29 protein-coding genes, 2 tRNA genes, 2 pseudogenes and 1 riboswitch are annotated in these 26,509 nt (G+C 68.7%); of the genes and pseudogenes, 20 read left to right on the top strand and 13 right to left on the bottom strand.

The genetic code is table 11. From position 1 onward, the window contains the following. Nucleotides 1-10: 10 nt before the first annotated feature. The 3 genes from KIV56_RS03900 to KIV56_RS03890 are packed head-to-tail and all read left to right on the top strand — an operon-like array spanning nt 11 to nt 2,927. Nucleotides 11-1,207 (top strand): ABC transporter substrate-binding protein, encoded by a 1,197-nt coding sequence (locus tag KIV56_RS03900; protein ID WP_281535225.1) that lies wholly within the window; start codon nt 11-13, stop codon nt 1,205-1,207. Beyond that, nucleotides 1,207-2,118, top strand: coding sequence for an ABC transporter permease (locus KIV56_RS03895; protein WP_281535224.1), 912 nt, complete (start codon nt 1,207-1,209; stop codon nt 2,116-2,118). Before KIV56_RS03900 ends, KIV56_RS03895 begins: the two co-directional genes overlap by 1 nt. Before the next feature lie 8 nt (nt 2,119-2,126). Continuing rightward, nucleotides 2,127-2,927: an ABC transporter permease gene (locus KIV56_RS03890; protein ID WP_281535223.1), complete on the top strand. Its 801-nt coding sequence runs from the start codon at nt 2,127-2,129 to the stop codon at nt 2,925-2,927. A 13-nt stretch (nt 2,928-2,940) separates the two neighbouring features. On the opposite strand, the gene KIV56_RS03885 is transcribed toward KIV56_RS03890, so the two are convergent. Then, complete coding sequence (locus tag KIV56_RS03885) at nt 2,941-3,498, bottom strand: TIGR03086 family metal-binding protein (protein WP_281535222.1); 558 nt, start codon at nt 3,496-3,498, stop codon at nt 2,941-2,943. 116 nt (nt 3,499-3,614) lie between these two features. Between KIV56_RS03885 and KIV56_RS03880 the strand changes: the two genes are divergently transcribed. Further along, the gene (locus KIV56_RS03880) at nt 3,615-4,901 is read left to right on the top strand and encodes a DNA polymerase IV (RefSeq protein WP_281535221.1); all 1,287 of its coding nucleotides are present in this window, start codon (nt 3,615-3,617) and stop codon (nt 4,899-4,901) included. A gap of 39 nt (nt 4,902-4,940) precedes the next feature. Continuing rightward, nucleotides 4,941-5,300 carry a hypothetical protein gene (locus KIV56_RS03875; protein ID WP_281535220.1) on the top strand — a complete coding sequence of 120 codons (360 nt, stop codon included), beginning with the start codon at nt 4,941-4,943 and terminating at the stop codon, nt 5,298-5,300. 2 nt (nt 5,301-5,302) lie between these two features. Here the strand turns inward: KIV56_RS03875 and nhaA are convergent, their stop codons facing one another. Further along, nucleotides 5,303-6,664 carry a Na+/H+ antiporter NhaA gene (nhaA, locus tag KIV56_RS03870; RefSeq protein ID WP_281535219.1) on the bottom strand — a complete coding sequence of 454 codons (1,362 nt, stop codon included), beginning with the start codon at nt 6,662-6,664 and terminating at the stop codon, nt 5,303-5,305. Between the two features lie 140 nt (nt 6,665-6,804). Continuing rightward, a riboswitch (TPP riboswitch) is annotated at nt 6,805-6,914 on the top strand. A 36-nt stretch (nt 6,915-6,950) separates the two neighbouring features. Here nhaA and KIV56_RS03865 point away from each other — a divergent pair. The 5 genes and pseudogenes from KIV56_RS03865 (at nt 6,951) to KIV56_RS03845 (ending at nt 10,813) form a co-directional block, all read left to right on the top strand. Beyond that, the gene (locus KIV56_RS03865) at nt 6,951-7,568 is read left to right on the top strand and encodes an ECF transporter S component (RefSeq protein WP_281535218.1); all 618 of its coding nucleotides are present in this window, start codon (nt 6,951-6,953) and stop codon (nt 7,566-7,568) included. A 3-nt stretch (nt 7,569-7,571) separates the two neighbouring features. Continuing rightward, nucleotides 7,572-8,048 (top strand): annotated as a pseudogene (locus KIV56_RS20180) (ABC transporter ATP-binding protein); the annotation flags it as partial. 383 nt (nt 8,049-8,431) lie between these two features. Continuing rightward, nucleotides 8,432-9,931 (top strand): ATP-binding cassette domain-containing protein, encoded by a 1,500-nt coding sequence (locus KIV56_RS20175; RefSeq protein ID WP_432432595.1) that lies wholly within the window; start codon nt 8,432-8,434, stop codon nt 9,929-9,931. A gap of 4 nt (nt 9,932-9,935) precedes the next feature. Then, a complete protein-coding gene (locus tag KIV56_RS03850; RefSeq protein WP_281535217.1) occupies nt 9,936-10,523 on the top strand; it encodes an ATP-binding protein in 588 nt (195 codons plus the stop codon). 29 nt (nt 10,524-10,552) lie between these two features. Further along, entirely contained in the window at nt 10,553-10,813 is a 261-nt protein-coding gene (locus KIV56_RS03845) for a hypothetical protein (RefSeq protein ID WP_281535216.1), read from the top strand. Nucleotides 10,814-10,923: 110 nt separating this feature from the next. Here the strand turns inward: KIV56_RS03845 and KIV56_RS03840 are convergent, their stop codons facing one another. From KIV56_RS03840 to orn, 4 genes are all read right to left on the bottom strand, one after another. Further along, nucleotides 10,924-12,093: a D-alanyl-D-alanine carboxypeptidase family protein gene (locus KIV56_RS03840; protein ID WP_281535215.1), complete on the bottom strand. Its 1,170-nt coding sequence runs from the start codon at nt 12,091-12,093 to the stop codon at nt 10,924-10,926. Nucleotides 12,094-12,116: 23 nt separating this feature from the next. Next, nucleotides 12,117-12,497 carry a metallopeptidase family protein gene (locus KIV56_RS03835; RefSeq protein ID WP_281535214.1) on the bottom strand — a complete coding sequence of 127 codons (381 nt, stop codon included), beginning with the start codon at nt 12,495-12,497 and terminating at the stop codon, nt 12,117-12,119. Nucleotides 12,498-12,548: 51 nt separating this feature from the next. Beyond that, nucleotides 12,549-12,624 (bottom strand) — tRNA-His (locus tag KIV56_RS03830). A gap of 48 nt (nt 12,625-12,672) precedes the next feature. Continuing rightward, nucleotides 12,673-13,293 (bottom strand): oligoribonuclease, encoded by a 621-nt coding sequence (gene orn, locus KIV56_RS03825; protein WP_281535213.1) that lies wholly within the window; start codon nt 13,291-13,293, stop codon nt 12,673-12,675. 110 nt (nt 13,294-13,403) lie between these two features. Between orn and KIV56_RS03820 the strand changes: the two genes are divergently transcribed. Continuing rightward, nucleotides 13,404-13,476: transfer RNA gene (locus tag KIV56_RS03820), tRNA-Arg, on the top strand. A gap of 52 nt (nt 13,477-13,528) precedes the next feature. Here KIV56_RS03820 and KIV56_RS03815 read toward each other — a convergent pair. Next, nucleotides 13,529-14,209, bottom strand: a complete 681-nt coding sequence (locus KIV56_RS03815; protein WP_281535212.1) for a VOC family protein — start codon at nt 14,207-14,209, stop codon at nt 13,529-13,531. Between the two features lie 103 nt (nt 14,210-14,312). Here KIV56_RS03815 and nadE point away from each other — a divergent pair, with 103 nt between their 5' ends. Continuing rightward, nucleotides 14,313-15,134, top strand: coding sequence for an ammonia-dependent NAD(+) synthetase (gene nadE, locus KIV56_RS03810; RefSeq protein WP_281535211.1), 822 nt, complete (start codon nt 14,313-14,315; stop codon nt 15,132-15,134). Nucleotides 15,135-15,218: 84 nt separating this feature from the next. Here the strand turns inward: nadE and KIV56_RS03805 are convergent, their stop codons facing one another. The 4 genes from KIV56_RS03805 to KIV56_RS03790 form a co-directional block, all read right to left on the bottom strand. Next, nucleotides 15,219-15,683, bottom strand: a complete 465-nt coding sequence (locus tag KIV56_RS03805; RefSeq protein ID WP_281535210.1) for a hypothetical protein — start codon at nt 15,681-15,683, stop codon at nt 15,219-15,221. Between the two features lie 355 nt (nt 15,684-16,038). Beyond that, nucleotides 16,039-16,296 (bottom strand): hypothetical protein, encoded by a 258-nt coding sequence (locus KIV56_RS03800; protein WP_281535209.1) that lies wholly within the window; start codon nt 16,294-16,296, stop codon nt 16,039-16,041. A 123-nt stretch (nt 16,297-16,419) separates the two neighbouring features. Then, entirely contained in the window at nt 16,420-17,373 is a 954-nt protein-coding gene (locus KIV56_RS03795; RefSeq protein WP_281535208.1) for a DMT family transporter, read from the bottom strand. Next, on the bottom strand, nt 17,374-18,384 hold the full coding sequence (locus KIV56_RS03790; RefSeq protein WP_281535207.1) for an aldo/keto reductase: 1,011 nt from the start codon (nt 18,382-18,384) through the stop codon (nt 17,374-17,376). Nucleotides 18,385-18,592: 208 nt separating this feature from the next. On the opposite strand from KIV56_RS03790, the gene KIV56_RS03785 reads away from it, so the two are divergent. From KIV56_RS03785 to KIV56_RS03770, 4 genes and pseudogenes are all read left to right on the top strand, one after another. Continuing rightward, entirely contained in the window at nt 18,593-19,069 is a 477-nt protein-coding gene (locus KIV56_RS03785; RefSeq protein ID WP_281535206.1) for a single-stranded DNA-binding protein, read from the top strand. A gap of 283 nt (nt 19,070-19,352) precedes the next feature. Next, nucleotides 19,353-19,610, top strand: coding sequence for a DUF6993 domain-containing protein (locus KIV56_RS03780; protein ID WP_281535205.1), 258 nt, complete (start codon nt 19,353-19,355; stop codon nt 19,608-19,610). Nucleotides 19,611-19,615: 5 nt separating this feature from the next. Further along, nucleotides 19,616-21,299, top strand: a pseudogene (gene ettA / locus KIV56_RS03775) (energy-dependent translational throttle protein EttA). Between the two features lie 7 nt (nt 21,300-21,306). Further along, nucleotides 21,307-21,798 (top strand): acyl-CoA thioesterase, encoded by a 492-nt coding sequence (locus KIV56_RS03770; RefSeq protein ID WP_281535204.1) that lies wholly within the window; start codon nt 21,307-21,309, stop codon nt 21,796-21,798. 104 nt (nt 21,799-21,902) lie between these two features. Here the strand turns inward: KIV56_RS03770 and KIV56_RS03765 are convergent, their stop codons facing one another. After that, entirely contained in the window at nt 21,903-22,373 is a 471-nt protein-coding gene (locus tag KIV56_RS03765; RefSeq protein ID WP_281535203.1) for a ubiquinol-cytochrome c reductase iron-sulfur subunit, read from the bottom strand. A gap of 234 nt (nt 22,374-22,607) precedes the next feature. Here KIV56_RS03765 and KIV56_RS03760 point away from each other — a divergent pair, with 234 nt between their 5' ends. Together KIV56_RS03760 and KIV56_RS03755 are read left to right on the top strand one after the other, a co-directional pair. Then, nucleotides 22,608-23,144 (top strand): sigma-70 family RNA polymerase sigma factor, encoded by a 537-nt coding sequence (locus tag KIV56_RS03760; RefSeq protein WP_281535202.1) that lies wholly within the window; start codon nt 22,608-22,610, stop codon nt 23,142-23,144. Next, complete coding sequence (locus KIV56_RS03755; RefSeq protein ID WP_281535201.1) at nt 23,141-23,947, top strand: anti-sigma factor family protein; 807 nt, start codon at nt 23,141-23,143, stop codon at nt 23,945-23,947. The genes KIV56_RS03760 and KIV56_RS03755 overlap by 4 nt, the downstream gene beginning before the upstream one ends. Nucleotides 23,948-23,953: 6 nt before the next feature. Here KIV56_RS03755 and KIV56_RS03750 read toward each other — a convergent pair whose 3' ends face one another. Beyond that, nucleotides 23,954-24,829, bottom strand: coding sequence for an acyl-CoA thioesterase (locus KIV56_RS03750; protein ID WP_281535200.1), 876 nt, complete (start codon nt 24,827-24,829; stop codon nt 23,954-23,956). A gap of 67 nt (nt 24,830-24,896) precedes the next feature. On the opposite strand from KIV56_RS03750, the gene KIV56_RS03745 reads away from it, so the two are divergent. Next, entirely contained in the window at nt 24,897-25,574 is a 678-nt protein-coding gene (locus KIV56_RS03745) for a hypothetical protein (protein ID WP_281535199.1), read from the top strand. Nucleotides 25,575-25,628: 54 nt separating this feature from the next. Beyond that, a complete protein-coding gene (locus KIV56_RS03740) occupies nt 25,629-26,501 on the top strand; it encodes a pentapeptide repeat-containing protein (protein ID WP_281535198.1) in 873 nt (290 codons plus the stop codon). The last annotated feature ends 8 nt before the right edge of the window (nt 26,502-26,509 follow it).

Below are 26,509 nucleotides of genomic sequence, written 5' to 3'. Positions count from 1 at the left end.
GGAGACCGAAATGAACCGCCATGCGCCCCACCGCAACTCCAAACTGACCGCCCTGACCGGGCTCGCCATCGCCTCGATCGCCCTCCTCACGGCGTGCGGAACCACGACGTCCGGGGCGACCAAGCCCACCGCATCCGCGCCCACCGCCCTCGGCGCGAACGAGGGCGCCGTCTCGATCCTCGCGTGGCCCGGCTATGTCGAGGACGGCAGCAACGACCCGACCGTGGACTGGGTCAGCGCCTTCCAGGACGAGACCGGCTGCAAGGTCACGAGCAAGACCTACGGCACCTCCGACGAGGCGTTCAACCTGATGAAGACCGGCGACTACGACGTCGTCGCGGCGTCGGGGGACGCCTCCCTGCGCCTGGTCGCCGCCGGAGACGTCGCCCCGGTGAACACCGATCTGATCCCGAACTATGCCGGAATCTACGACTTCCTCAAGCTCCAGGCCTGGAACAGCGTCGACGGCATCTCCTACGGCATCCCGCACGGCTACGGCGCCAACCTGTTGATGTACAACAAGAATGTCGTCACGCCTGCCCCGACCTCGTGGGACGTCGTGTTCGACAAGTCCTCCGCCTACAAGGGCAAGGTCACCGCTTACGACTCCCCGATCTACATCGCGGATGCCGCCATGTACCTGATGAAGCACCAGCCCGATCTCGGGATCAAAAACCCATACGCCCTCGATGAGAAGCAGCTCGCAGCGGCCGTCGACCTGCTCAAGCAGCAGCGCCCGAACATCGGAGAATACTGGTCCGACTACCTCAAGTCGGTGCAGTCCTTCGAGACCGGAGACACGGTCGTCGGCACCACCTGGCAGGTGATCCGCAACTCACTCGCTGCCGGGACCCCTGCCGAGGTCACGGTTCCGTCAGAGGGCGTCACCGGCTGGTCGGACACCTGGATGATCGCCTCGAAAGCCGCCCACCCGAACTGCGCATACGCCTGGCTCAACTACATCGCAAGCCCGAAGGCGAACGCGCAGGCGACCGAGTACTTCGGTGAGGCACCGTCGAACCAGAAGGCCTGCGAGTTCATGACCGACCCCAACCAGTGCGCGACCTATCACGCCGGAGACGCCGACTACGCGTCGAAGATCTGGTACTGGACGACGCCGATCGCCAAATGCATCGACGGCCGGACCGATGTGACCTGCACCGACTACGCGGCCTGGACGACCGCGTGGCAGGAGATCAAGGGCTGATGCTCCAACCCGAATCCGGCGGGCCGGTCCCGGCGCCCCGCGACACCGGGGCCCGCCGGATCTCGGTCTTCCTGAGCCGGCACCCCCGGCTCCGACTCTCCCTGCTGCTCTCGGCCCCGCTGTTCTGGCTCGGACTGGTCTACATCGTGGCCCTCGCGGCGCTCCTGATCACGGCACTGTGGACGGTCGACACGTTCACGGGAACCATCACGCAGACGTGGACGCTCGACAACATCGTGACCGTCCTGACCGGCTCGCTGTACCAGACGGTGACCCTGCGCACCCTCGGCGTCGCCGTGGTCGTGACCGTCGTCGACGTGCTGGTCGCCCTGCCGATCGCGTTCTACATGGCCAAGGTTGCGAGCACCCGGTGGCAGCGGGTGCTCGTGATCGCCGTGCTGATGCCACTGTGGGCGAGCTACCTGGTCAAGGCCTATGCGTGGCGCTCGGTGCTGTCGAGCGACGGCATCGTCGACTGGCTCGTTGCGCCGTTCGGCGGCCAGACCCCGGGCTACGGGCTCCCTGCGACGGTCATCACCCTCGCCTACCTCTGGCTGCCGTACGTGATCCTGCCGATCTACGCCGGCTTGGAACGCGTTCCGGACTCCCTGCTCGAGGCATCCGGCGACCTCGGTGGCCGGACCGGATCCACCCTCCGGCTCGTCGTGCTGCCGATGATCTGGCCGGCGATCATCGCCGGTTCGATCTTCAGCTTCTCGCTCACCCTCGGCGACTACATCACGGTCAACATCGTCGGCGGGGCCAACCAGATGCTCGGCAATCTCGTGTACACGAACGTCGGCGCGGCGAACAACCTGCCCCTTGCGGCGGCGATCGCGCTCATCCCGATCGTGATCATCTTCGGATACCTCGCCGCCGTGCGCCGCACCGGCGCCCTGGACAACCTGTAGGAGGAGAGATGCGACTCAGCAGACCGGCGCGAGCTGTCCTCGCTGCCCTGACCGGGATCATTCTCGCGGTGATCTACCTGCCGCTCATCGTCGTGCTGATCAACTCTTTCAGTACGAGCACGAACCTGACCTGGCCGCCGCCCGGGTTGACCTTAGAGTGGTGGGTGAAGGCCTTCCGCAATGAGGGCGCCCTCAACGCGATCGCGACGAGCGTGCAGATCGCGATCGTGGCGACCCTGGTGTCCCTCGTCCTCGGCACCCTGATCTCGCTCGCCCTGCAGCGGTTCGCGTTCTTCGGACGCGACGCCGTGAGCCTCCTCGTGATCCTGCCGATCGCGCTCCCCGGCATCATCACGGGCATCGCGCTCAACAATGCCTTCCGCACGATCCTGGGCATTCAGCTGTCGATCGCGACCGTGATCATCGCGCACGCGACCTTCTGCATCGTCACGGTGTTCAACAACGTCATTGCCCGTCTCCGCCGCGTCGGCATGAACTTCGAGGAGGCGTCGGCCGATCTCGGAGCGGGACTCTGGACCACCTTCCGACTCGTGACCTTCCCGCAGCTGCGTTCTGCGCTCTTCGCGGGCGGACTGCTCGCCTTCGCGCTGAGCTTCGACGAGATCATCGTGACGACGTTCACCGCGGGGTCGAGCGTGAAAACCCTGCCGATATGGATCCTCGACAATCTGTTCCGGCCGAATCAGGCCCCGATCGTCAACGTCATCGCCGTTGTCCTCGTGCTGGTCTCGATCGTGCCGATTTACGTCGCGCAGCGACTCGCGGGGGCGGAGAAAGTCACCCGCTGACCACGAGGCGATTTCAGCGCCCGTCGCGCCCGGTGAGTGCGAGCAGCCGGGCCTGCAGCGGCGCGTCGTCGGGAAGGGGAACCGGGGGAGCGAAGAGGCCGCTCGCTTCGAGGGCGTCCTTCTGCGGCTCGAAGACAGTCCAGACGGCCGCGACGAGGTCGTCGTCGAGGGACTCGTCGGCGGAGACGGCGCGGGCGAGGTCCCAGGTGTGGATGGTCACCTCCGCGACCTGTTCCCGCAGGTATGCCTCCGCGGTGACCGTCTCGGACGCCAGCCGGACGGGAGCATCCGCGGGAGCCTCTGACCAGGCGGCGGTCGCGAGGGCGGAGTACGTATCCCATTCCGCCTGGAGGTCAGAACCGAGCGGGGCGCGGGTGAGGCGAGCCTCGAGGCCCGAGCGTCCCGCCAGGAGCCGAGGCACGGTCTGCTGGCCTCGGACGACGTGGCGCACGAGGTCGCGGACGGTCCACTCCGAGTCGGGGGTCGGCGCGTCCCAGCTTGTGACGTGCGCGAGCCGGGCGCTGAACTCCTGGTGGGCCTGCTGCTGCAGTGCGATCCAGTTCGATTCCATGAGGGCTCCTTTCGTTGCACGATGCAACCCCTGCGGTCGTCGGTGCATTCCGCCTCGCACGCTACCCGCAGACCGGGTCTGCTCGCAGGGTCGGCGGTGTGGGTTAGGGTCTCAGGGTGAGCAGGCAGGACGGAAGCGACCGCACGGTCTCGGCGGCGAACGTCGACGACTCCTCCGCGACCCTGCTCCACATCGACATGGACGCGTTCTTCGCGTCCGTCGAGCTGCTCGACCACCCGGAGCTGGTCGACAAGCCCGTCATCGTCGGCCATCGCTCCGGACGCTCCGTTGTAACGGCAGCCAACTACGTCGCGCGGCGCTACGGCGTCAACTCGGCCATGCCGATGGCGCTCGCCCTGCGGCGCTGCCCCGACGCGGTCGTCCTCGAACCACACATGGGCCGGTACCGGGACTTCTCCGAGCAGGTGATGGGCATCTTCACGGACATGACCCCGCTCGTCGAGCCGCTCAGCATCGACGAAGCATTCCTCGATGTCTCCGGAGCCCGCCGCCTGCACGGCTCGCCCGCCGTGATCGCGGCGCTGATCCGCGAGCGGGTCCAGAGCGAAACAGGGCTCACCTGTTCCGTCGGCGCAGCGTCGACGAAGTTCGTCGCCAAGATGGCGTCGAGCAGGGCAAAACCCAACGGCCTGCTCGTGGTTCCAGCCGAAGACACCCTCGCGTTCCTGCATCCGCTCCCCGTCGGCTCGCTCTGGGGCGTCGGCGCCGTGACCGAGAATTCGCTCCTCGGGCTCGGCCTGCGCACGATCGGCGACCTCGCCGCGATGCCGCTGCCGGTGCTGCAAAAGACGATCGGTGAGGTAGCGGGCCGCAAGCTCCACGAGCTCGCGTGGGGCAGGGACCCGCGCGGGGTGACCCTCGAGCGCGAGGAGAAGAGTGTCGGCCACGAGATCACCTTCGAACACGACGTCACGGATGTCGCCCGGTTGCGCAGCGAACTGCTCCGACAGTCCGACGCGGTGGCGGTCTCCCTTCGGCGGGCCGGGCTCGTCGGCCGCTGCGTCGTGCTGAAACTCCGGTACACCGACTTCAGCACCGTCACCCGCTCGCGCACCCTCGCCGAGGCGACCAACGTGGGCCGGCGCATCTACGAGGAGGCCGCGGCGAGCTTCGACCTGCTCGCCGCACGCGGCATCCGGGTGCGACTGATCGGGGTGCGGGTGGAACAGCTCGGCGACGGTGACGGGGCCGGCCTCGGCCTCTGGGACCCTGACGACGACTGGCGCGGTGCCGAACTCGCCGTGGACTCCGTCAGCGCGCGCTTCGGTCGCGGTTCGGTGCGGCCTGCCTCGCTCCTCGGGCCGAGCCAGGCTCGCCCGGTCGGCCTCGACGCCACCAAGCCGAACCCCCGCGCGGGCGAGCGCGGAGACGACAATCCCTGATGCCGGGCGTGGCGGAGCGTGACGGGGTATCTTGAGAATATGACTAGCCTCCCCGAAAAGCTCGCAGAAATCTCACGCTCCGCCGGTGTTCGGTCGGCATACGGTGACCCCGTCCTCGTCGACGGGATCACGATCGTTCCCGTCGCACTCGTCTACTACGGTTTCGGCGGCGGCGAAGGCGAATCCGGCGAGGGAGCCGGCACGGGTGGCTTCGGCGGCCCCGGGCACGGCGCCGGCGGCGGCGGTGGCGGAGTGTCCATCCCGGTGGGCGCCTACGTGAAGTCCGAGGGCACCGTGCGCTTCGAGCCCAACGTCATCTCCCTGCTCGCCGTCGGGATCCCGTTCGTCTGGGTCGTCGGCAAGACGCTCAGCCACGTCATCCGGGCACTCAAGAAGTAGCCCTACGCGAATGCGTCGGGGATTCCGTCGTTGTCCGCGTCCGCCGTCTCCTTGAGGTCGATCTGCCGGTAGTGCCGGTTACGGCTGCGCAACACGACGGCGGCGAGCAGGGCCGCGAGCAGTGACGCCGTGAGGATGGCCACCTTGGCGTGGTCGTCCTCGGTTGTGCCGTGCCCGAAGCCGAGCTCGCTGATCAACAACGACACCGTGAAGCCCACTCCGGCGAGCATGGCGACTCCGATCACGTCGACCCAGGCCAGGTCGGGGTCGAGCGATGCCTTCGTCGTGCGGGTGACGAGCCAGGTCGCACCGAGGATGCCGACCGGTTTGCCGAGCACGAGGGCGACGATGATCCCGATCGCGACGGGGTCGCTCAGGGCCGCCGCGAGACCGGCGGGCCCACCGATCGCGACCCCGGCCGAGAAGAAGGCGAAGACCGGGACGGCGAATCCCGCCGACAACGGCCGGATCCGGTGCTCGAGGGTCTGGGCGAGCCCGGCGCCCGCGTCGGGTCCGCCGCCCCGACGGCTGCGGAGTACGGGCACCGCGAAACCGAGCAGCACTCCGGCGACGGTGGCGTGGATGCCGGACGCATGGACCAGGACCCAGGTCACCACGCCGAGCGGCACGAGTACGAGCCATGCCAGCCACGGTTGCGTCCCGAAGTGGAAGGAGTATCGGTGCGCGAGGAATGCGAAGAGGGCGAGCGGCACCGCAGCCGCCGCAAGAAGGAGCGGCTGCAGGTCGCTCGTGTAGAAGAACGCGATGATCGTGATCGCCAGCAAGTCGTCGACGACCGCGAGGGTCAGCAGGAACACCCGGAGGGCGCTCGGAAGGTGTGAGCCGATCACGGCAAGCACGGCGACGGCGAAGGCGATGTCCGTCGCGGTCGGCACCGCCCAGCCCCGCAGCGCCTCCGCCCCGCCGCCGAGGTTCACGAGTGTGAAGAAGACCGCAGGGGTCAGCACGCCGCCGATGGCCGCGGCAACGGGGACGACCGCGCGATCCAGGGTGCGCAGGTCCCCGGCGACGAATTCACGTTTGAGTTCGAGGCCGGCGAGAAAGAAGAAGATCGCGAGCAGGCCGTCGGCCGCCCAGGCTCCGACGCTGAGCTGGAGGTGCCAGGGCTCGTAGCCGAACTCGAAGTCCCGCACGGCGAAGTAGAGTCCGGAAGCCGGCGAGTTCGCGAGGATCAGGGCGATGACCGTCGCAACGAGCAGGAGTGCCCCGCCGACCGTTTCGCGACGGAGGATCTGACTGATCCGCACGTATTCCGGATAGCTGCTGCGCCGGAAAACCGCGCCGATGCCCCGGGGATTGCGGGGGGCGGGGGAGGCTCCTGATGGGTTCGCGGGTGCATTCATGGGTGGATCCTCTGGTTTCGGGCTCGATGAGCGGACGCCGACCAGACTTCCCGGCACACCTGCTTTAACTGTACACGGGCCCCTCCGCGCCCCTGCCCACTGCGGGAACCCGGCACGGTCTATACCCCGGGTCTATACTCAGTATCGAACACGGGAGTCCGGTCAACCGGGCTGAGAGGAAGCTTCCTAGGCTTCGACCGTCGAACCTGATCTGGATCATGCCAGCGCAGGGAGGCAGAAACACTCATACCCGTGCCCTCAATTGCCATTGAAAGGGCGCGACACCATGCATTCAACAACCACCACACCCGCAGCCCGGGTTCGCAACTACCGCTGGCGGGTCGTCGACATCGTCGTCGCCAGCGTGATCGGCGTCGCGAGCGGCGTCATCTTCTGGGCCTGGGGCCTGGCCTGGACGCCGCTCAGCGCCGTCCTGGCCTTCACTCCCGGCCTCGAGGGCCTCCTCGCCGGCGGCTGGCTCTTCGCCGCCGTGCTCGGCGGGCTCGTCGTGCGAAAGCCAGGCGCCGCCGTCTATACCGAAGTCGTCGCCGCCGTCGTCTCGATGCTGATCGGGACCCAGTGGGGCTTCTCGACCCTGATCTGGGGCGTCGTCGAGGGCCTGGGTGCGGAGATCGTCTTCGCGCTGTTCCTCTATTCGAGCTGGAAGCTCGGCACCGCCCTCCTCGCCGGGGCCGGAGCCGGCGTCGCGGTCGGTATCCTCGACGTCCTGAACAGCTACGCCGCCGTCGACGACGCGATCAAGGTGACTTACTTCGTCTCCGCCGTCGTCTCCGGCGTGGTCCTCGGCGGACTTGTCTCCTGGCTGGTGTTGCGCGGTCTAGTGCGTTCGGGGGCCCTGAGCCGATTCGCCGCCGGCCGCGCCACCCAGCGCGCCACCGTGTAGCGGATGCCCCTGGATCCCGATTCCGTACGCCCGGTCGCGGGCGCGCATGTGCGCGCCCGCGGCTGGGGCTGGCGGCACGCCGGACGGCGCGCGCCCGCGGTCTCCGGACTCGACCTCGACATCCGCCCGGGCGAACGCGTGCTGCTGCTCGGCGCGAGCGGCGCGGGCAAGAGCACCTTCGTGCACGCCCTCGCCGGAGTGCTCGGCGCTGAGGATGAGGGCGACGAGACCGGCGAACTGCTTATCGACGGCTGGCGGCCGGCGGATGCCCGTGGCCGGGTCGGTCTCGTGCTGCAGGACCCGGATTCCCAGGTCGTGCTCGCGAGAGTCGGCGACGACGTCGCCTTCGGTTGCGAAAATCTCGCCGTGCAGCGGGACGAGATCTGGCGCAGGGTCGGTGTCGCCCTCGAGGCGGTCGGCCTGCGGCTGCCGCTCGATCACCCCACCTCCGCGCTCAGCGGCGGCCAGAAACAACGCCTCGCCCTCGCCGGCGTGCTGGCCATGCGGCCGGGCCTGCTCCTGCTCGACGAGCCGACCGCCAACCTCGACCCCGACGGCGTGATCGAGGTGCGCGACGCCGTCCGTCGTACCCTCGACGCCTCCGGAGCGACCCTGATCGTGATCGAACACCGGGTCGCCGTGTGGCAGGACCTCGTCGACCGGGTCATCGTGCTCGATGCCGCCGGCGGAGTCCTGGCCGACGGGCCGACCGGCACCGTGCTGCAGTCCGAGGGCGAACGGCTCGCAGCGGCCGGGGTCTGGGTGCCGCATCTTCCGCCGCGGCTTCCCGGCCGACTGCCGAGCCGGCTGCCTGCCGACCTCGGACTCCGGGCCGGGGAGAGCAGCGGTTCCGGAGCCTCCTGTTGTCCGCGACCGAGCTCTTCGTCGGGCGGGTGCCGTTCGCCCGCCGCACCGCCCAGGTCGTCGCCGGCGGGATCGACCTCGCCATCGGGGCAGGAACGGCGACCGCGATCACGGGCCCGAACGGCGCGGGCAAATCGACGCTCGCACTCACCCTGGCCGGCCTGCTCGCCCCGGCGGGCGGTCGTCTCGCTGCGAGTCCCGGCCTCGCGGGCGGCCTCGGCACCGAACCGGTCCGCTGGCGCTCACGGGCCCTCCTCACCCGGATCGGTATGGTCTTCCAGGACCCCGAACACCAGTTCCTCGCCGGCTCCGTGCGCGCCGAACTCGCCATCGGCCCGCACGCCCTCGGCCTCGCCCCGGCGGAGCAGGTCCGCCGCGTCGATGAGCTCCTCGAGAGGCTCCGGCTCGACCACCTCGCCGAGGCGAACCCCTTCACACTCTCGGGCGGCGAGAAACGCCGGCTCTCGGTCGCGACCGTGCTCGCGAGCCGCCCGCGGCTGCTCGTGCTCGACGAGCCCACCTTCGGCCAGGACTCCCGCACCTGGCGGGAACTCGTCTCCCTCCTCGTCGATGTGCAGAGCGCGGGCACCGCTCTCGTCTTCGTCACCCACGATGAGGCTCCTGGTCGACACGATCGCCGGCTCCGAATACCGACTCACCGGCGGGCTGGCCGGGTCGGCGCCCGGGCCGGCGGCCGGGGCGCGCCGATGAGCCTCCTCACGCCGAGCATCCGCCCGAGCGCGGCGGCCCGGCTCAACCCCATCTCCAAGCTCGGCGCCGCCATCGTTGTCAGCCTGGCGTTGCTGCTTTCGATCGACTGGGTCTCCGCGCTCGTCGCTCTCGCGCTCGAAGGCGTCCTGCTGTTCTGGTGCGGGCTGAGTGCGCGGCAGTTCTGGCTGCGCACCTCGACGCTGTGGTTCGCAGCGCCCTTCGCGGGCCTGACCACGGTGCTGTACGGCCGCGACTCCGGAGCGGTGCTCCTGACCGTCGGTTTCGTGACGGTGACGGATGGCTCGGTCCAGCTCGGCCTGGCCATCGCGCTTCGCGTTCTCGCGATCGGCCTGCCGGGGATCGTGCTCCTGGCCACGACGGACCCGACCGACCTCGCCGACGGGCTCGCGCAGGTGCTGCGCCTGCCTGCCCGGTTCGTGCTCGGCGGACTCGCCGGCCTGCGCCTCGTCGGGATGTTCATCGAAGACTGGCGTTTCCTCAGCCTCGCCAGGCGCGCGCGGGGAGTCGGTGACGGCGGCGGACCGATCGGGGCCCTCCGTCGCTTATTCGGTCCGGCCTTCGCCCTGCTCGTCATCTCGGTCCGCCGCGGGAGCAAGCTCGCAACGGCCATGGAGGCCCGCGGCTTCGGGACCGCGCCGCGCACCTGGGCCCGCGAATCGGAGATCGGGGCCGGGGATGCGGTGATGCTGGGGCTCGGCGTCGGCGTCGCCGGGATCTCGATCGCGGTCGCGATCTGGGCGGGAACGTGGCACTTTGTCCTCTCCTGACCAGGTGCGGCTCGCACCGGTGGTGGCCGCAATAGCCGCACAGCAGAGGGCGGATGCCGCACCCGTCGTCATCCTCATCGACGGGCCGAGCGGTGCGGGCAAGAGCACCCTCGCCGACCGCATCCTCGACGCGTGGCCTTCGACGGCTGGGCGGACGTCTGGGCGGACGGCGGGGCGGCCCACGCTCATCCGGCTCGACGACATCTATCCCGGCTGGAACGGACTCGCCGCCGCGAGCGCGCACCTGACCGAACACGTGCTGCGCCGACACCGTGCCGGGCTGCCCGGTGCCTGGCGTCGCTATGACTGGGGCTCCGCCGCGCCGGCGGAATGGCACCCGGTCGACCCGGCCCGCCCGCTGCTCGTCGAGGGCTGCGGCACCCTCTCGGCGGCCAATGCCGGACTGAGCGATGTACGGATCTGGCTCACGGCCGACGACGCGGAACGCAAGCAGCGGGCCCTCGCACGAGACGGTGAGGCGTTCCGGTCGCACTGGGACCAGTGGCAGGCGGAATGGCAGGGATTCCTCGTGCGTGAGGACCCGGCGCGTTGGGCGACGATCGAACTCGACGGAACCCCCGGCCTCCGCTGAGAACGGGGAAATCGGACTACCGTTAGGACATGACTAGTCCAGCTCCCGAAGAAGTTTTCTACACCGCCGAATTCATCGATGGCCCCCTCGAAGGGCAGGTCGATTCCCGAGTGCTCGTGCAGGGTGCGCATGACAGCCGGATCAGCATGGTCTCCCTCGTCGAGGGCATCGAGACCCTGTTCTGGTACGACGAGGTCGACGAACGCGATGTGCAGGGCCGCATCCACGTGCGCTACCGCTTCGACGCGACGGACAGCGACCCGTACGTGCCGGAAGACCAGCCGGAGTAGTCGCCTACTGCTCCAGGAGCGCCGAGATCATCGGCACCGGGTTGAGCAGTCGCCAACCCGGTCCGGGAGCGCTGATCGTCGCATCCAGCACGAGGGGTGAGGTCACGGCCTCACCGCTCGCATCCACGGTGACCCGGCCGACCGTCGCACCGGAGCGACCGGTCGCGAACGCGTCCAGGTCGAGTGTTGCTGCTCCCACCGGGGTGGCCTGCCAGCCGAACCGGGTCTTGCCGGTCTTCACGACGCCCGATGCCGTCGCGTCCCAGGGGGCGTCGAAGCGAACGTATGCCGCGCCCTCCGCGAGGATCGGGAGGTCGGTGACGCCCGCCTTCGCGCTGGCCATCAGCGCCTTCCAGATCGGCCGTGAGCGTGTCGTAGTCCGGCTCGCCGATCACGGCCCCTGCAAAGGTGAAGGTCGCCGGTGCCGTTCCGACGCTAGCGGTGAACAGGAAACAGACGCCGCCGGCATCCGTATAGCTGCGGGAGAGGCCGGTGATGCCCTCTTCGGCCAGGTACGCCGTCGTATTGTCGACTCCGCGCTGGCCGACGAGAGCGGATGCCGGGCTCGCCAGAATCTGGCTGATCACCGGGTTGGTCGCGGCGAGGCCCGCGAGCCGCGCCAGGTCCGTTCCGGTCCCGACGCTCGCATCCGCGAGGCCGGTGGCATCTGCGACGTGGATGCCCGCGAGGCCTTCCTTGGCGAGCCAGGCGTTGGCGGCGGTCACGTACGCGTCGACCGAGCCGAAGGCCCACCGGGCGAGGGTGTCCGCGTGGTTGTTGCTCGAGCCGAGGATCATCGCCTGCAGGAGTTCCTGCTGCGTCCAGGTCTCACCGGGGAAGACGATGACCGTGCGCGCGCCATTGGCCACGTAGTCGAGGTAGTCCTGGTAGTCGGCGGGCGTGATAGGCACGCCGGGCCCGGCGGCGCCCGCATCGATCGGCTTGGCCGAGAGCACGACGAGGGCGGTGACGATCTTCGCCGCTGCGGCCATCGGCAGCGGCGTTGTGCTGCCTGCTGCGGCGATCGCGGTAGGTGCGACCGTCGTCGCGGCGTTTGCCGCACCTGCGGCCGGTGGCACGAGGCTCACGACTGCGCTCGTGCCCGCAGCGGGGAGCACCGGGGGAGTGGCGGCTGCCGGAGCCACCGGCGCAGAGACCACGGTCGCCTTCACCATCGGGAGCGGCCCGAGGAGCGTCGCGGGCCCATAGACGCCGATGACAAGGATGGCGAGGGCACCGACCGTGATGCCCAAGGCGCGGCCGGGCCGGAATTTACTCATGAGTCGAGGCTAACAAGTGCCGGTCATCCCCAGCCGAGCTCGTGCAGCCTGTCGTCATCGATCCCGTAGAAATGTCCGATTTCGTGCACGAGGGTGATGTGCACCTGGTCGCGAAGTTCGTCGAGGGAACCGACGATCGCGAGCAGGGATTCCCGGTACAGGATGATCCGGTCCGGCATCTCGCCGAAACCGTACTGGTCGCGGTGCGTCAGGGCCACCCCGTCGTAGAGGCCGAGGGTGTCCAGGGAACCGTCCTCCGGACGATCCTCGACCACGAAGATGACGTTCTCGAGCCCGTCGACCATGTCATCGGGAAGGAGATCGAGTTCGTCGACGACGAGCTTCTCGAACTCGTCGTGACTGAACTTCTCGGCGTTGAAGTCATCTGGGCTGAGCTGCGGCATCCGTTCAGCATGTCATAGGAATACGATGCTGAACGGACTGCCGACTTCACTTGGGGTGACTGACGGGGCTTGAACCCGCGACCTTCCGGACCACAACCGGACGCTCTACCAACTGAGCTACAACCACCATGTGCTGCGCTTTTCCCGAAGGATCAGCGGCAACTCAAGAATTCTATTACACGTTTGGACTGAATGTGGACACGGCGTCGGCGGCGCGTGCTTTTGCCTCGTCGCTCGTGGGCCCGGGGTCGGCCACGAACACGGTCTGGCGGTAGTACGCAAGCTCGCGAATCGACTCGAGAATGTCGGCGAGGGCACGGTGGCCGCCGTCCTTGGTCGGGGCGTTGAAGTACACCCGCGGGTACCAGCGGCGGGCGAGTTCCTTGATGGAGGAGACGTCGACGTTGCGGTAGTGCAGCTGGTTGTCCAGGCGCGGCATGTATTTGGCGAGGAACGAGCGATCCGTCCCGATCGAGTTGCCGGCGAGCGGGGCCTTCTGTTCCGCCGGGATGAATTTGAGCACGTACTCGAGCACCTCGAATTCGGCCTCGGCCGCGCTGACCCCGTTCGGGATCTCCTCGATGAGGCCGGAGGTCGTGTGCATGTTGCGCACGAAGTCGTTCATGTTCGCGAGCGCGGAGGCGTTCGGCTTGATGATGATGTCGAGGCCCGGGTCGATGACGTTGAGGTCGTAGTCGGTGATGACCACGGCAATCTCCACCAGTTCATCGTTTTCCAGGTCGAGCCCGGTCATCTCGCAATCAATCCAGACCAACCGGTCACTGCTTTTTGTCATGGTCCGAGTCTAGCGGCGGGCTCCGACGCGGGCCCCGGCCCGCCAGCGAGCCCGGCCGGGCCGACCGCGGCGGCGGGGTCCGGGTCTGCGGTATCGTTGAAGCGCTCCGCGCCCCCGTAGCTCAGTGGATAGAGCAGCGGCCTTCTAATCCGCTTGTCGTTGGTTCGATTCCAACCGGGGGCACCGCATCACGCCGCGTACGGCACTTCCGCGCAGCGGATGCCGCGACAACCAGTCACCGGATCCGGAGAATGCTTCCGACGCCCAGGGGATAGTCTCCCGGCCGGGATCCCGTGGCCTCGACCAGGATCGGCCCAGGCGACGCCCCGCGATCCGTCGTGGGAAACCAGGGCCGGCCGGGTGAGACGAGGATCAGCAGGCCGTCGGTGTCTCCGACCGGGGCGAAGTTGCGGCCGGGGTCACCGGCGTACGGCCGGACATCCGCTTCGGTCCTCAGGAATTCGGCCGTCGCAAGGACGTCGTTCGTCGCGACGCCGACCTCGCTGATGCAGAGCAGGTCGGCGCTCGTGAAGGCGCCGCGGGTGTCGTTGTCGAGGTCGCGCCGGACGATGAGCTCGAGGACCGAACGGTCCGGCCCGGAGAAGTAGAGCGAGCGGGCATTCCAGGCCGCGAACTCGAACTCGTCGGCATCGGGAGTGCCGATCAGGGTGGATCGGGGCTCCAGCCAGTCCCGGGCCGCTGAAAACTTGTTGGAGGGGATCGTAATGGCCAGGTGGTGCCGGCCGACGGTCTCCCGGTCCTCCGTGAGCTCGAGCATGGTCGCCCCGATGCGCACCTGAACGGTGTCCGCATCCCCGTCGACCTTTCCGTCGACCTTCAGGAGAAGAACGTTCTCGAAGAATCCCGCTGCTGCGTCCGTGTCCCGAACGCGCGCGGACACCTTCGTGATCTGCATGCCTCCAGTCAAGACCTCCGGCCGCTGATTTCACAGCCCGCACCAGAGCAGAAACCCAGTGACCTCGGGGCGACCGGTCAGACCGTTTTGATAGATTCGATGCATGGGAGAACTTCAGGCGCGCATCATCGCCGAACTGCATGTGTCACCGACTATCGATCCGGCTGCCGAGATTCGCCGACGGGTGGACTTCCTCAAGGAATACCTGGTGAGTTCGGGTGCGAAGGGGTTGATCCTCGGCATCAGCGGCGGACAGGACTCCTCCCTCGCCGGTCGACTGGCCCAGCTCGCCATCGAGGAGCTCGACGACGCCGGACAGGAATTCGAGTTCGTGGCGGTCCGACTTCCGTATGCCGTGCAGCACGATGACGCCGATGGCGAACTCGCGCTCGACTTCATCCAGCCGCACACTGCTCTCACCTTCAACGTGCAGCGCGCGGTCGACGGGATCGCGGCCGAATACGAAGACAGCACCGGGGAGGCCCTGCCCGACTTCGACAAGGGCAACGCCAAGGCCCGGGAGCGCATGGTCGCCCAATACGCCATCGCCGGGGCGCGCGGACTCCTCGTGATCGGCACCGATCATGCCGCAGAGGCCGTCACCGGCTTCTTCACCAAGTACGGCGACGGCGGTGCGGACGTGCTGCCGCTCACCGGACTGACCAAGCGCCAGGGCAAGGCGCTCCTCATCGAACTCGGCGCGCCGAAGCACCTGTACCTCAAGGCGCCGACGGCCGACCTGCTCGACGGCAACCCCGGCCAGACCGATGAGGACAACCTCGGCCTGCGCTACGAGCAGATCGACGACTACCTCGAGGGTCTCCCCGTCGACGACGAGGTCGCTGCGGCCATCGAGGCCCGGTTCCTGAACACCGAGCACAAGCGTCAGGTGCCGGCGTCCCTCTTCGACGAGTGGTGGCGCTGAGCCGCTCGGCGCCCGCCGGACACCGTTAAGCACGAATCGCCCGGAGCATCGAATGCTCCGGGCGATTCTTTGTGCGTGGCAGCGCTACGGGTGGTTGATCGGCGCCGGACGCACCTCGAGGGCCTGCACGTCATCGAGGAGGCGCTGGGTCTCCGTCGACGGCGTGGACTGGCTGGCCGCGTGCACGCTCGGTGCGGGAGAGGCGGGGACGGGTGCGGCCGGAAGGGCCTCGTTGAACTGGTCATGATGCTGCTGGGCAGCCCACGCATCCTGCTGGGCGAGAAGGCTCGATTCCGAGCTGGAATTCTGCGTCTTCCACCGGTCAAGGTCGCTCTGGAACACCTTGCGGGTACGGCGGGGCTTGTCCTGCCACTCGATCAGGCGATCGCGGAACTCCAGAAGGGCCGGCTCCAACTGGTAACCGAAGGTCGCCGAGGTGCGCTTGAGCTCGTTGAGCTGGTGCGAGGCCCAGTCGGCCGCGACGCCCGCGCCGCGAATCGGAAGAAGGCGCACCTGGATGTCGGCCTGACCGACGGCACGGTCCGCCATGACCTGCTCCTGCGGGGTGAGGGAATTCCAGACGGATGCCTCGGTCGCGGCATCGATGAGAGCGCCGATGGCGGCGGCCTTGAGCTCCCGGTCGTGCTGAACGAGGAGCCTGCTTGATAGCGCCGCGCCCGATCAGGGCTGTGAGAACGCCGGCGATCACGATCGCAACGATGAACACCACGGCTGTGTTCACCACGGTCTGGTTGCTGGCTGCCGTGAGCCAGGATACGAAACTATTCCACCACGTCATGTGCCGCACTGTATCGCGAGCTCGGCGGCTTGGGCTGCTTTGCCGACGGCGTGCCTCAATGTGGGTGCCTCAATGTGGTCGGAGAACCCATGGCGGCCCGGCTCTTCATCGGAAGCAATCCGCCGCATCCGCCAGCTGCCAGAAGGTGCCCAGGTCAAGCGTGCGGGTGGCCGGCAGCAGCCGCCGCGCGGCGAACGATTCTCCGCGGTCGTCGAGCTTGCGTTCGATGTGGCCGAGGACGGCGCCCGACCGGCCGGTGACCCGCCAGAGACCGTCCTTCACCGGGACCAGGGCGAGGCCGCGAACGGCCGCGATGTCGCGGCGAGGGGCTCGAAGCGGGGCCAGGAACGGGGTGTCGGTCATGGGGTCCTCCGGTGCCGGGTGGCGGGGTCTCGGGTGGCTGGTGCTGTGTTCAGCACGCTACGGGGGACCCCCGACATTCGAACCGTGTCCCGGTGTCCCCGGGGAGACCGGGACGCCGGAGGGCTAGGGCAGCTGGATGGCGCTGGTGACACCGGGACCGGCCAGGTCCAGGTCGACCGGCCGATTGGCCCGGGCCGTCTGGGCCACCACGATCCCGGCGAGGACGAGCAGGGCGCCGAGCGCCTGGACCCCGTCGAGGGTCTCGCCGAGCCAGAGGAACGCGAAGGCGAACGCGAAGATGACCTCCGATGCGGATACGATTCCCGCCGCGGTCGCGGTCAGGCGCGCGAGGGCCATGTACGAGAGCAGGTACGGGGCGAAGGAACCGAGCACCCCGTTCCAGAGCAGGAGCGTCCAGAGCGGGGCCGCCACGGTGGCGAGATTGCCGTGCAGGCGCACGGACTCGGTGAGGAGTGCCGGGTCGATCTGCCACCATCCGCTGAGCAGCAGCCAGAAGGCGCTCGCGAACAGCATCGACCAGAAGGCCACGGCGAGCGGAGACGAGCTCGCGACCTGGCGCTCACCGACGAGGAAGTAGACCGCGAGGCAGATCGCCGCCGCGACGCCCGCGACGACCCCGAGCCCGGAAAGTGGGCTCGCCCAGATCTGCGCGACGACGGCCATGCCCACGAGCACACACCCGATCGCCCACCAGATCCGGGGCTTGACCCGTTCGTTGAAGACGAACCGCGCCACGAGGGCGATCAGGAGAACGCCGGAGTACTCGAGCATGAGTGCGATACCGACCGGGAGCAGGCTGATCGCGACGGCGTAGAACCACTGGATCAGCGCGACCCCGGCGACGCCGAGCAGGGCCATCACGGCGAGCTGGCGTCGGTCGATGCGGAACGCCGTGCGGTTCGTGACGAGCAGCACGGCGCCCGCGAGCACCATGATCACCGTGACCCTGACGAAGGTCAGCTGCGCGGGGGACAACCCCGCCTCAACGATGACTTTCGTCGTCGACCCGTTGAGCCCGAAGAGCAGGGACGCGAGGAGCGCGTACAGATACCCCAATCAGGAATCCCGGCCGGTGCCGTGCACCGCGAACGGCTCGATGTCCGTGATCTCGGCCTCGGTCAGCGTCGGCGCATCGAGGGCGGCGACGGTCTGTTCGAGCTGGTGCACGCTGCTGGCGCCGACGAGCACGCTCGTCACCTGCGGCTGGCGCAGGATCCAGGTCACCGCGAGTTGGGCGAGCGTCTGGCCCCGGCCGAGAGCGATCTCATTGAGGGCACGGGCTCGCTCGAAGTAGGTGTCCGTCAGGGCGTTCTCGGAGAGGAAACGGCTCGTCGCCGCGCGCGACCCTTCCGGGACGCTGCCGCCGAGGTACCGGTCGGTGAGGAGGCCCTGGGCGAGTGGGGAGAAGACGATGCTGCCGATACCGAGTTCGTCGAGCACGGGGAACAGGCCGTCCTCGATGTGCCGGTCGAACATCGAATAGCGCGGCTGGTGGATGAGCAGCGGGATCTTGTGCTCGGCGAGCGCCGCGGCGGCCGCCCTGGTCTCCTCCGGCGAGTAGTTGGACACGCCGACGTAGAGGGCCTTGCCCTGCTGGACGGCGGTCGCGAGGGCGCCCATCGTCTCCTCGATCGGGGTCTCCGGGTCCGGACGGTGCGAGTAGAAGATGTCCACATAGTCGAGGCCGAGGCGCCCGAGGCTCTGGTCGAGGGACGACAGCAGGTACTTGCGGGACCCGAAGTCGCCGTACGGGCCCGCCCACATGTCATAGCCGGCCTTGCTCGACACGATGATCTCGTCGCGGTACGGCCTGAAGTCCTCCGCGAAGATCCGGCCGAAGTTGGTTTCCGCTGCACCGTATGGCGGGCCGTAGTTGTTGGCGAGGTCGAAGGGCGTGACACCGAGATCGAAGGCCCTGCGCAGGATGGCCCGCTGGGTGTCGATGGGACGTTCGTGCCCGAAGTTGTGCCAGAGGCCGAGCGAGAGGGCCGGGAGCTTGAGCCCGCTCCGTCCGGTCCGGCGATAGGTCATGTCCGAGTAGCGGTTTTCAGCGGCGACGAAGCTCATGGGATCACTCTAGGGCCGCAGGGGGAGGGGACCCTCCTCAACAGGCATCCGTTCTGCGGTCTCGTCCCCGCAAACGGATGCCGCGGATCGTCCGTGTGCACACGGACGCACACTCGGACGTGACCCGGGGGCGTCGGAGACAGGCACGAGCGTCGCCCCCGGGCCTACGCCGGGCGAGCGTCCGGCGCCGACCAGGACGGGAGACACCATGAGCAACAGCATCACCGTGACCGGAATCGTGGCGACGACGCCGCGCCACCTCGTGACGAGCGCCGGCCTCGCGATCACGTCCTTCAGGCTGGCCTCGGGACAGCGCCGGTATGACCGGACCTTGCACAGCTGGGTCGACGCCGACACGAACTGGTACACCGTGACCGCGTTCCGCCATCTGGCCCACAACGTCGTGCGGTCGGTACGGAAGGGCGAGCATGTCCTCGTGGCCGGGCAGCTGCGGGTGCGAGCGTGGCAGAACGCCGAACGATCCGGCACCTCGGTCGAGGTCGAGGCCGAGGCGGTCGGCCATGACCTGTCCTGGTGCACAACGAACTACCTGCGCCCGGTGACGGACACGGCAGCGGCCACCCCAACCGCTGGTCCAACCGCCGCCCAAACGGCTGCCCCAACCGTTGGCCCAACCGCCGTCCCAGCCGCCGGCGCTGGCGAGCCGGCCGTGAGCTCGGTTTAGACTCGATGGCACTGGCCGCACCGCGGCCTCGGGAGGACAGACGTGCCGGCAGCACACAGGACGACACTCCGACCCGCTCTGGGCGTCGTCATCGGCGGCCTCGTTATCGCAGCCCTGGCCGGCTGTGCCTCAGGCGCCGCCGTACCGACGCCCGTGGCGACCACTCCCACGAGCACTCCGGTCGCCTCCGCGACGCCGACCGCCGCGGCCCCCGCGCCCGCAGTGCGACCCGAACTCGGCGCCCAGGCGAACATCGCATACTTCCAACCAGGTCGCAGCGGCCGTGGATCCCGCGTCGGGCGGTCGCGGCTTCGTGGACGCGCTCGTCGCCGCCGGATTCGACAAGGCGATGATCGAGGTCGGGTTCGACAAGACGAGCGTCAATCTCGATGCCGACTCCGTGCAATTCTCGGTCCGTTTCGCTGACGGGTGCCTGATCGGACAGAACGGGCCGAAGTCCGGCGGGTTCCACAGCATGGCCACCGCAGTGATCTCGACCGGCCGGTGTCTGATCGGGGCCACGCGGCAAATAGACTGGTAAGCACTATGGCCGAATTTATTTATACGATGGTCCGCGCACGCAAGGCGGTAGGCGACAAGCTCATCCTCGACGACGTCACGATGTCGTTCTTCCCCGGTGCCAAAATCGGCATCGTCGGGCCGAACGGTGCCGGAAAGTCGACGATCCTCAAGATCATGGCCGGCCTCGACACGCCGAGCAACGGGGAGGCGAAGCTCTCACCGGGCTACACCGTCGGCATCCTGATGCAGGAGCCGGAACTCGACGAGACCAAGACGGTCCTCGAGAACGTGCAGGAAGGCGTCGGCCCGATCAAGGCCAAGGTCGACCGGTTCAACGAGATCAGCGCCGCCCTGGGCGAACCTGATGCTGACTTCGACACCCTTCTCGCCGAGATGGGCACCCTGCAGGAAGCCATCGACGCCGCCGACGCCTGGGACCTCGACTCCCAGGCTCGAGCAGGCGATGGATGCCCTCCGCACGCCCCCGGGAGACTCAGCAGTCTCCGACCTCTCCGGTGGTGAGAAGCGTCGCGTGGCGCTGACCAAGCTTCTGCTGCAGAAGCCCGACCTCCTCCTCCTCGACGAGCCCACCAACCACCTCGACGCCGAGAGCGTGCTCTGGCTCGAGCAGCACCTCGCCCAGTACGCCGGCGCCGTTCTGGCCGTCACCCACGACCGGTACTTCCTCGACCACGTCGCCGAATGGATCGCCGAAGTCGACCGTGGCCACCTCTACCCCTACGAGGGCAACTACTCGACCTACCTCGAGAAGAAGCAGGAACGACTCCTGATCGCCGGCAAGAAGGACGCGAAGATGGCCAAGCGTCTCGCCGACGAACTCGAGTGGGTCCGCTCGAACGCCAAGGGACGACAGGCCAAGTCCAAGGCCCGCCTCGCCCGCTACGAGGAGATGGCCGCCGCGGCCGAGAGCACCCGCAAGCTCGACTTCGAAGAGATCCAGATCCCGGTCGGTCCCCGCCTCGGTGCCCAGGTCATCGACGCGAAGAAGCTGCACAAGGGCTTCGGCGACCGCGTACTCATCGACGGGCTCAGCTTCACCCTCCCGCGGAACGGCATCGTCGGCATCATCGGCCCGAACGGCGTGGGAAAGACCACCCTCTTCAAGACCATCGTCGGCAAGGAGCCGCTCGACGGCGGCGAGCTGAAGATCGGCGACACCGTCGACATCTCCTACGTCGACCAGGACCGCACCGGCATCGACCCGAACAAGTCGCTCTGGGAGGTCGTCTCCGACGGCCAGGACTACATCCAGGTCGGCAAGACCGAGATCCCGTCCCGCGCCTACGTGTCGACGTTCGGATTCAAGGGGCCCGACCAGCAGAAGAAGGCCGGCGTGCTCTCCGGTGGAGAGCGCAACCGCCTGAACCTCGCGCTCACCCTCAAGCAGGGCGGCAACCTGCTGCTCCTGGATGAGCCGACTAACGACCTCGACGTCGAAACCCTCGGCTCCCTCGAGAACGCGCTCCTCGAGTTCCCCGGTTGCGCCGTGGTCATCACTCACGACCGGTGGTTCCTCGACCGGATCGCGACCCACATCCTCTCCTACGAGGGCACGGACGAGAACCCGGCGAGCTGGTACTGGTTCGAGGGGAACTTCGAATCCTACGAGCAGAACAAAATCGAGCGGCTCGGCCCCGACGCCGCGAAGCCGCACCGGTCCGCGTACCGCAAGCTCACGCGCGACTAGGTCCCTGATGAAGCTGCACGTGCCGATCAGCCTGCGTTGGTCAGACCTCGACGCGTACGGCCACGTCAACAACGCCTCGATGCTGCGCCTCCTCGAGGAGGCGCGCATCCAGGCGTTCTGGCTCGACGACGAGGTGGACCCGGGCTCGGGGACCGGGACCGCCGTTCTCGACGGCCGGCCCGGCGCGGCAACGCTCACCGTGATCGCGCGGCTCGAAGCCGAGTACCTGTTGTCGATCCCGTACCTGCGGCAGCCGGTGGACATCCGCCTCTGGCTCGGCAAGCTCGGCGGCGCGAGCCTAGAGGTCTGCTACGAGGTCTGGGGGCCGGTGGACACCGAGCCGGCCGTGATGTACGCGCAGGCCAGTACGACGATCGTTCTCATCGACGCCGCGACGCAGCGCCCGCGCAAGATCAGCGCCGGCGAACGCGCCGCCTGGCTGCCCTACCTCGAAGACCCGGTACGGTTCACCCGCAGGGCGGCCGTCCCGGAAGACTGAACGACTCGCGGACGGACCGGACCGGACCGGGGCTGGATCACCCCGGTCGACCCGGGGAGCCCGGCGGCGGAGGAGCCGGCTCCGCCGCCGGTTCCTCCGCCCGCTCAACTCGCGGTGACCGAGTCTCCCGAAACCGTGACGGTGATGCCGATCAGCGGCTTCGGGGCTGGGCCCGCGAGAACGGCGCCCGTCTTGGTGTCGAATTTCGAACCGTGGCACGGGCAGTCGAAGGACGTGTCGACGAGCTTCACGATGCAGCCCTGGTGTGTGCACACGGCGCTGAACGCCACGACGTTGCCCTTGGTCGGCTGGCTGACGAAAATGGCCTTGCCGTTCAGGGCGGTCTCGATCGAGCCGCCCACCGGGATGTCCGAGAGCTTGGCGACCACGGTCCCGCCGCTCCCGGCAGCGGCGGTGCCGCCGGCGGAGGGCGTCGCGGCAGCCGTCGAACCTCCCGACCCCGCGGCCGTGCCACCCGTCGTGGTCGGAGCGCACGCGGCGAGGGTCACGGCGGCGGTGCCTGCGGTGCCGATCAGCAGTGCGGTGCGGCGCGAGACCGCGGTGTCGTTCGTCATGATTCTCCTGGTGATGGTGATGGTGGTCGTGGCGGTCGGTGACGGCGAATGCGGCTGTTCCTCGTTCGAAAGCGGGCGCTACTCGTTAGGGTGCTACTAGTTACTACGAGACCGGCCGGTCATCGGTTCAAAGCCGGTCAATGAAACCCGGCCAACCTCGTCGGACTTCGACGGACTTCGACGGAAACTGAACGAACGGCGCCGCGAGCCCGTGTTAACGATAGGAGGTGCGCGGTGACGGAGAAAGCCGGAGGCGGGGAACGGCCCGTTGACGCGCGTGCCGACCTGCTGCGCGCCCTGCACGACACGCACGCCGCGGCCCTCCGTCGGTATGTGTCCCGGTTGACCGGGGATTCCGCCCTCGCCGACGACGTCGTGCAGGAGACGCTGTTGCGCGCCTGGCGACTGCCCCGGGTGCTCGAAGAAGCCGACTCCGCGCGCGCCTGGCTCTTCACCGTCGCCCGCCACCTCGTCATCGACGAATGGCGCTCGGCCAGGAACCGCCACGAGATCAGCACCGACGTTCTCCCCGAACGCCTGACGAATGACGCGACGGCAGCGCTTCTGGACTCGTGGCTCGTGGCGGATGCCCTCGAGGGCCTCTCCGCCGACCACCGGGCCGTCGTCGTCTGCGCCTACTACCGCGGCCAGTCGGTCGCCGAGACGGCGCGCTCCCTCGATATCCCTGAAGGCACCGTGAAATCGCGCCTGCACTACGCCCTGCGCGCCATGCGCCTGAGCCTCACCGAAAGGGGAGTGACAGAGCGATGACGACGACAGGACCCGGCGCCGCGGGCAGCGAGCGCGACCGCTACGCCGAGTGGGATGCCGCATACGTGCTCGGCGCGCTCGCGACCGAGGAACGCCACGACTACGAACGCCACCTGCGCAACTGCGCGGACTGCACCCAGCGGGTCGCCGAGATTGCCGGGATTCCCGGGCTCCTCGGCCTCGTCCCGACGGCCCAGGTGCTCGAGTCCGAAGACCATGCGTTTGTCGCGCCGGGCCGCCCTGGGTCCACGGAATCCCCGGAGTCCGCCGCCTCACCTTCCGGCGACGACAGCCTGCCGCGGCTGCTCGCTGCTGCGCGACGGCGCCGCCGGCGCGGGCGAATGCTGCAGGCCGGGCTCCTGGTCGCCGTGGCGGCCGTCGCGGCGACGGTGGCGATCGTGCTGCCGGCCCGGCTCGCCCCGGCAGGAGTGACGGAACCAGCCGGCGCGCTCGTCACGCTGCACCAGGTGGTCCCCAACCCGCTGAGCGCGGATGTCCGCCTGGTCGCTCAGCCCGGCGGTACCCGGATCGACGGCTCGTGCAGCTACGGCCTGCCCGAATCCGGCACCGGCAGTAGCACGGGTAACGGCACAGCGGCGGAGCGGGCGTACGCGATGTTCGTCACGGACCGGAACGGGGAGGCGACGCAGGTCGCGAGCTGGCTCGCGGGCCCGGGGATGACCGTCCCTCTCTCGGGCACCACGAAACTGGCCGCGGACGAGATCTCGTCGGTGGACATCCGTTTGCAGCCCAGGGGCATCGTTCTGCTCGCGGCCGAGCCGGGGCTGGAGTCGGCGCAGTAACCGCCCCTATTCCTTGTTGGCGGGAACCCGGACCATGCCCTCCTGGGCGACGGTCGCGAGGAGGAGGCCTGCCCGGCTGTAGATGCTGCCGGTGGAGAGGCCGCGTCCGCCCTGGGCGGTGGGGGAGTCCTGGACGTAGAGCATCCATTCGTCGACGCGTCCGAAGCGGTGGAACCACATCGCGTGGTCGAGGCTCGCGACCTTGAGGCCCGGCGTCGCCCAGGCGATGCCGTGGCGGCGCATGACGGGCTCCATGATCGAGTAGTCGCTCGCGTACGCGAGGGCGGCGCGGTGCAGGTCGGGGTCGTCGGGGAGCGCGCCGAGGGTCTTCATCCAGACGGCCTGGTGGCTGGTGTGCTCACCCTTGACCTGCAGGTAGATCGGCGAGGGAACGTGCCGCATGTCGAAGGGGCGTTCGCTCGCCCAGTAGCGGGCGATCGTGTGGTCGACCTGGGCGAGGGACTCGGCGGCCGTCGGCAATGACTCCGGCTCCGGCAGCCCGGTCGGCATGTCGATGTGGTGTTCGAGGCCCTCGTCGTCGTCCTGGAAGGAGGCGATCATCGAGAGGATCGGGCTGCCGTTCTGGTAGGCCTGCGTGCGCCGGGTGGAGAAGGAGCGGCCGTCGTGGATCCGGTCAACGGAGAACGTGATCGGCTGGCTGACGTCGCCGGGACGCAGGAAGTAGCCGTGCATCGAGTGGACGTGGCGGTCGTCGGGCACGGTGCGCATCGCGGCGACGAGGGACTGCGCGAGGACCTGTCCGCCGAACACCCGGCCGAGGGGCATCCACTGCGACGGGCCGGTGAAGATGTCTTCGCTCGTGCGGGCCCCGGTATCGGTCAGGTCGAGGGCGTTCAAGAGACCTTCCATCGGCATGTCCATGCGTCCTCCTCGGCAGTGTGTGCGAAGTCGGTATGAGCCTCGCCGTACCTTGGTAGTTTAGGAGCAGATGAGCCAGTCATTTATTCTCACGGATTCCTTTGCCCTCAGCGATCTGCAGGTCTACCTGTCGCGCGCCAGCCGTGTCGAGGACGGTTCGGTGCGCCTGATTTCGGCCGCCGGGGCGCTCGCGGTGTATTCCGCGATCCTCTACCCGCGCGGCCTCCTCGACGGGAGCCCGACCGTGCTCGGCCTGCGCACCTTCGGCCTCGACGAACCCGTCGACCTCGACGCGGTCGTGCCGGTGCGTTCCCTCCTCGACCGGGTCGCCCGCCTCGCTGCCGCGGGCGGCGACCCCGAGGCACCGGTCGCCGTGACCGTTCCCCTCGAGGTCACGACGGTGACCTGGGCCGGCATCTCTCCGCCGCGGGGCGGCTGGAAACTGCTCGGCGAGACGGATGCCGCGCTCCTCACGGGCGCCGCGGCCGCCGGTATCGACGAGGTCGCCGGCACCGTGCCGCGGGACTCGGGTGCGCAGGTCGTGCAGCGGGTCCGTTCCGAGGTGTGGGGCCGCCCGATCGCCGGACTCGAGATTGTTCCGGCCGGAGCGGCATTCGCGGCGGTGAGTCTCGGCTTCCTGCCGAAGGACGAACCGGTGCGTCTCTTCGAGACCGGGCCGTGGACCCGGCTCAGCACGAGCCGCGGCCACATCCTCGTGCGCCGCAAGCCCTGGTCCCTGCGCGCCTGACCGGAGTACGCGTCCGCCGGGGTCCCGACGGGAGCATGAACTACGATGAACGCGATGAGGGAACGAACCAGGGTCGAGCTCGGGCGCCGGGAGGACCTCGGCGCCGACTGCGCCAGGTGCTTCGGACTCTGCTGTGTCGCCCTGGCCTTCGCCAGGTCGGCCGACTTCCCGTTCGACAAAGCGGCCGGCGATCCGTGCGAGAACCTCGACGAACACGACGCGTGCCGCGTACACGCGGAGTTGCGCCCCCGGGGATTCGCCGGCTGCACGGTGTTCGACTGCTTCGGTGCCGGCCAGAAGGTCTCGCAGCACACCTTCGCCGGCCGGTCCTGGCGGGACGACCCGGCCACCAGGGACGCCATGTTCGCGACCTTCCCGATCGTGCGGCGGCTGCACGAACTCCTCTGGTACCTCGACCAGGCGATCGGACTCGTCGGAGATGCGGGTGACCCGGCGCCACTGCTGGCGCGCTTCGATCACGTCAGCGCACTCAGTCGCGAGCGGCCGGACACGCTCATGAGCCTCGACGTCGACGCGGAGTACGCGGCCGCGCGCCCGCTGCTCCTCCGGGCGAGCGAGGACGCGCGCAGGGTCGTCGCCGGAGCGAGACGGGACCGAGGAGTTCGGCGCCGGCTCGGACCGGGCAGCGATCTGATGGGTGCGGCACTCTCCGGTGCGGACCTTCGTGGACTGAGCCTGCGTGGCTCCCTCCTGATCGGAGCGGATCTCAGCGGCGCCCGCCTGTCGCACTGTGACCTGCTCGGCGTTGACCTGCGCAATGCGAACCTGGCCGGAGCAGACCTCTCGGGCGCTATCTACCTGACCCAGATGCAGGTCACGAGCGGCCGCGGCGACGACCGCACCCTCCTGCCCAGGGGATTCGTCCGGCCCTCGCACTGGAGTGCAGGGGAACAGAACCGCCCGTGAGGCGGTAT

Origin of the sequence: Cryobacterium breve, assembly GCF_027594785.1 — a bacterium.
In the GTDB taxonomy this organism is placed as follows: Bacteria; Actinomycetota; Actinomycetes; order Actinomycetales; family Microbacteriaceae; genus Cryobacterium; species Cryobacterium breve_A.
Note: the sequence above shows the minus strand (reverse complement) of the source record. Positions and strands in the feature narration are given on the sequence as shown.